This window comes from Devosia sp., from assembly GCF_028290645.1.
In the GTDB taxonomy this organism is placed as follows: Bacteria; Pseudomonadota; Alphaproteobacteria; order Rhizobiales; family Devosiaceae; genus Devosia_A.
Map to the genome: position 1 here is coordinate 1 of NZ_JAQGJL010000332.1, position 4656 is coordinate 4656.

The following is a 4656-nucleotide window of genomic DNA, read 5'->3' on the forward strand; positions in this document are numbered from 1 at the left end:
CTCCCGCGCTGCGAATCCCGTCGACGCGGCCGCGTCATTGTGGCGGAGCCGACACCAGCCTGGCCGCCCGACGCTCCGCACCCTCGCGACGTGAAGGAGCAGGCGCCGAACTCAAGCTCCCGGCCGATCCAAGCCCTCGGGCGGGAGGCGGACCCTGTCCATGCAAACGTGCGCGGCGGCGGCCATTTGACAGCACGCAAGATGCATGCAACACCAGGATCAACGATACAATGCGTACCATAACAGCATAGTGGTAACGCATAACAGGCAGGGGACGGAAATGGGAACGGGACTCCAGGCGCCGCTTGGTGCGTCGAAACTTGCAATCATGCTGGCGCTATCGACCGGCGTATGCGCCTGCGCAGGATCGGCGGCGGCTCAGGTTGAGGCCGCCGGCCCAAGACGGCCTTCGGGCGGAACCGTTGGCGAGGTGGTGGTCACCGCGGAGCGCCGCACACAGAGTCTGATCGATGTGCCGGCCTCGATCTCCGCGATCGGTTCGACGACGCTCGCTGAGCGAGCCATCCAATCAACGCAGGATTTGGAAAGCCAAGTCCCCGGGCTGAGAGTCGGAAGCCAGGCCGGGACAACTCAGGTCGCCATCCGGGGAATTGGCCTGAGCATCCTCTACGGGCCAGCACAACCGAGCATCGCGCAGTATATCGACGGAGTGTACCTGTCGCGTCCGACCTTCGGGGACTTGGCCACCGCCGATCTGGCGCGCGTCGAGGTCTTGCGGGGGCCGCAGGGCACGCTCTACGGCCGCAACGCGAGCGGCGGCGCCATCAATTACATCACCAACGCGCCCACCAACACCTTCGAAGGGCGCGCAGAGGTTGGCTATGCGACCTACGACCAGGTCCGGGCCGAAGCTGTGGTCTCCGGACCGATCAACGATCGGCTGCGGGGGCGTGCGGTCGTCTTGTATTCTGACCGACAGGATGGGTTTCAGGACAACCTGCTGCCGGGCGCGTCGGAGGTCGACCCGACGCGCAGCTTCGCGGGCCGCGCGCGGCTCAGTTACGACGTGAGCGACACCGCTACGCTCGATGTCTCGGCCTATGCGGCCACGGGGCGCGGCGGCGAATATGGCCAGAACACCGCGGCGATTCCACCCAGCTACATCGTGGGCAACCCATCGCTCGATGGCGGGATCAACAGCCTCGAGCCGCACAAGCTGGCGATTCAGACCGGCCGCTTTGTCCGCGATGCGACAGGCTTGGCTGTGACCTTGAGGGTGAAGGCCGGACCCGGCGAGCTGAAGTCGATCTCGTCCTTCGACCGCAACCGCCTGCGCACGGGTTTCGACATCGATTCCACCAGCGTAGACGCGATCTATCTGAACCGGTTCGAGAGGTCGAAGGTCTTCAGTCAGGAGCTCAGCTATTCAGCGAATATCGGCGCGACGGACCTGGTCGTGGGCGCCTACTACGCGCACGATCAGCTGTTCGGCGCGCTCAACGACCAATTCAACGGTGGCTTCAATGCCGGAACGTTCTTGCTCCACCCCGGCGGGTGGCTCGATTACTACTACTTCCCCACGCAGCAATCCTACGCCGCGTTCGTGGATATCAACCAGCATGTCACGCCGCGCCTGAAGCTGATCGCCGGCATCCGCTACTCGAAGGACGATATCAAATTCCGCCAAAGTGGGGACTTCCGCGGAGGTCTGACGCTGCTTCCGCTGACCTCGCCGCCGACGGTCATCGGAGGCCTCGACACCTGCGTCGACAAACACACCTCGATCAGCTTCGACGCGATCACGCCCCGCCTGGGCGCGCAATACGAGCTGGCGGAGCGTCAGAACCTCTACGCGACCTGGTCGAAGGGCTACAAGCCCGGGGGTGTGGACTGGACGAGCTGCGGATCGACCTTCGACTCGGAAAAGCTCACCTCCTGGGAGGCTGGCTACAAGGCCAGGTTCTTTGATGGGCGCATGACGTTCAACCTCTCGGGCTTCTACTACGACTACCGCAACTACCAGATCTACCAGACGACCGGTCTGATCGCGCTCGAGTCGAACGCGCCGAAGGCGACCGTCAAGGGCTTCGAGGCTGATGCTGCGTTCGATGTCACGGACAACCTGCGCCTCGACGGCAGCGTTGCCGGGCTCAAGGCGCGGTGGAGGCAGTTTTCGGACAGCGACACGCTCGAACCCACGCCGGTGCTCCAGAACCTCAAAGGTCAGCCGCTGCCGTTCTCACCGGACTGGAGCGGGCAGGTGGGGGTGCAGTATCGGGAGGATTTTAGCCTCGGAGGACACATCTTGGTCCGTGCGGAATACTACCGGTCCTCGAGAGTGAACTTCCGGCAATTTGGCAACAAGGCTGACAGCCAGCCAGCCTACGGCATCTTCAACGCCTACGCGACGTGGAACGACCCCTCTGACCGCTACTATGCCCGGCTGTGGGCGAAGAACCTCGCCGACAAGGACTACTTCGTCACGATGAACTCAATCGCGCCAACCGGGAACCGCCAGGTCACTTGGGGGCCACGTCGACAGGTTGGGCTCGACCTCGGGGTCAAGTTCTGAAGGCGGGGATCGAATGGCCGACGAAACCTCATCCACGCCCGCTGTCGTAGCCGGCGGCTGGCCGGTCATCTCGCTGGCGCAGGCGCATGCGCAACTCACCGCTCCGGGGGCTCCCTTCGAGATCGTGCAGCGGGAGATCCGCGGCGTTCTGACAAGGACCTGGAAGAATGCGCCGCCGACTCTGCGCGACCTCTTCGTCGGTGCGCTGCGGTTCCGGGCCCGTGAGTTCCTGATCTACGAAGACGACCGCGCCACCTATGACAGCTTCGCCAAGGCAGCGATCACGCTTGCCCACAGGCTGCAAGATGACGGCGTGCGAAAGGGCGACAGGGTCGCGATCATCATGCGAAACTTGCCGGAGTGGCCCGTCTGCTTCTGGGCGGCGGTGCTCGCCGGCGCAACTGTCACGCCGTTGAACGCATGGTGGACGAGCTCGGAGCTCGAGTATGGGTTGACCGATTGCGGGGCCAAGATCGCGCTGGTCGATGGTGAGCGGTTCGAGGCGAACGCCGAAATGCTCGAAGGCCTGGCGGGACTTGAGAGGGTGTATGTTGCGCGTTTCCCCGACTCCGGCGCGGAGATTTCCGCCAAGGCGCGGGGGCTTGAATCGGTGATCGGGGCGGTGAAGGTCTGGTGCGACTTGCCGCAGCGCCCGATGCCCGACGTGTCGTTCGATCCGGAAGACGACGCCACCATTCTCTACACCTCCGGCACGACGGGAAAGCCGAAGGGCGCGCTTGGCACGCACCGGAACTTCACGTCCAACATCACCACGCTCGAGATTTCCGCGGCGCGCACCCGGCTCAGAGCCGGTGAACCGCTGCCTGAGGTCGATCCGATGGACGCGCCGCAGGCCGTCGCGCTCCTGGTGGTGCCTCTGTTCCACGCGACCGGGCTCTCCGCCACCCTTGGGCCGATCATGAGCGCCGGGGGCAAGCTGGTGCTTATGCGAAGATGGGACCCTGAGCAGGCGATGCAGCTCATCGAGCGGGAAAAAGTCACCTCAACCGGTGGCGTGCCCACCATCGCGTGGCAGCTCGCCGAACATCCCGCGCGCTCGAAATACGATCTGTCGTCGCTAGGGGCGGTTTCATATGGCGGCGCGCCTGCGGCCCCGGAACTGGTGCGTACGCTTGCCAAGGCCTTTCCGGGGTCCCTGCCGGGCACGGGCTGGGGAATGACCGAGACGACCGGCACCTTCACCATCCATGTGGGTCGCGAATACGCGAACCGCCCGGAGAGCGCAGGTCCCGCCGCCCCGGTGGGTGAGATGCAGGTTCGCGACCCAGGGGACGGCCAAACCATCCTGGCCTCTGGTCGGATCGGAGAGCTGTGGGTGAAAGGCCCCCAGATCGTGAAGGGCTATTGGAACAAGCCCGAGGCCACAGCCGAGACGTTCCAGGAGGGTTGGCTGCGAACAGGCGACCTCGTGAAGGTCGACACCGAGGGCTTCCTGTTCATCGTCGACCGCGCAAAAGACATGCTGATCCGTGGCGGAGAGAACATCTACTGCGTCGAAGTTGAGAACGCGTTGTTCGATCACCCAGACGTTATTGATGCCGCGGTGGTCGGGATTCCACACCGGACGCTCGGCGAAGAACCCGCAGCGGTCGTCCACCTGCGGCCTACCGCGGCGACGACTGAGGCCGAGCTCCGGGAATACGTCAGGGAGCGGCTCGCCGCGTTCAAGGTGCCGGTCAAGGTTGCCTTCTGGCCCGAACCCTTGCCCCGCAATGCCAATGGCAAGATCGTGAAGACGCAGCTGAAGGCCCTTTTTGCGGCCGAGGCTTTGACGACCGAGGCGAGGTCACCGTAACGCGGTCATTCCCCGGGGCGCAGAATGCCGGCCAGGGGACGGGACCTGATGTCCGCGAACGGAACAACTCGCATCGCCCAGCGCGCGATCCAGAAGCCTGAGCTTCTCCGACTCGCGTATACAGCCTTACGACCACACCGCGCGGCGCATAACCAGGCGCCGGCCCGCACCCGCTCATTTCCATTGGACGGCCACGGCGAGCCCGTCGAGGCTGGGAAGGGACGACCTTGCGGTGACGATCAAGGACCGCCTGACCTGCAACGTCCAGGGCGCATTATGATTGGAGACGAATGGGGTTGTGCATCTC

Annotated in this window: 2 protein-coding genes; both read left to right on the plus strand. The window is 64.4% G+C overall.

Features of this window, described 5'->3' with window-relative positions; translation table 11 throughout:
• Positions 1-280: 280 nt before the first annotated feature.
• Positions 281-2533, plus strand: a complete 2253-nt coding sequence (locus JWQ89_RS17720) for a TonB-dependent receptor (protein WP_299643111.1) — start codon at positions 281-283, stop codon at positions 2531-2533.
• A gap of 13 nt (positions 2534-2546) precedes the next feature.
• Complete coding sequence (locus tag JWQ89_RS17725; protein ID WP_299643113.1) at positions 2547-4349, plus strand: class I adenylate-forming enzyme family protein; 1803 nt, start codon at positions 2547-2549, stop codon at positions 4347-4349.
• Positions 4350-4656: the final 307 nt, after the last annotated feature.